The sequence below is a fragment of the Streptomyces herbicida genome (assembly GCF_032656585.1).
GTDB classification, from domain to species: domain Bacteria; phylum Actinomycetota; class Actinomycetes; order Streptomycetales; family Streptomycetaceae; genus Streptomyces; species Streptomyces herbicida.
Genome location: NZ_JAUYWJ010000100.1, coordinates 1 through 581, shown reverse-complemented (window position 1 = coordinate 581; position 581 = coordinate 1). Strand labels below are relative to the sequence as shown.

At 73.8% G+C, this 581-nt stretch carries 1 protein-coding gene; it reads left to right on the top strand.

Annotation, left to right across the window (positions count from 1 at the left end; translation table 11 throughout):
* Positions 1–14: 14 nt before the first annotated feature.
* A partial coding sequence (locus Q8A52_RS48900) for a KR domain-containing protein (protein WP_316765163.1) occupies positions 15–581 on the top strand: 567 nt, incomplete at its 3' end.

Sequence of the window (581 nt, the reverse complement as noted above, 5' to 3'; positions counted from 1 at the left end):
TGCGTCCGTTGGCGGTGGAGAAAGCCACTGTCCGTGATCTGTACCGGGTGGACTGGGTCCCGGTGACCGCCGAGGCGGCCGAGCCCACCGCCGCCTACACAGTGCTCCGCGCCGCCACGGCCGCCGAGCTGCTCCCTCAGCTGCAGGCCCACCTCGACGGCGAGCAGACCCTGCTCATCCACACCACCGGCGCGGCCACCGACCCCGAGCAGTCCGCCATCCGCGGCCTGACCCGGGCCGCCCAGGCCGAACACCCCGACCGCATCGTCCTCATCGACACCCAGGACCTGCCCGGACACATCCCGGCCGGTGAGCCGGAACTCGCCCACCACGACGGCCGGTTCCACGCACCCCGACTGGCCCGCGAGACGGCCGCGGCCGCCACCGGCACCTGGCCCGCCACCGGCACCACCCTGATCACCGGAGGCACCGGAGGCCTCGGCGCACTCACCGCACGCCACCTCGTCACCACCCACGGCGTGCGCAGCATCCTGCTCACCAGCCGACGCGGCACCGGAGCCCCCGGCGCCACCGAACTCGCCGCAGAGCTCGCTCAGTTGGGTGCCCAGGTCGAGATCGTC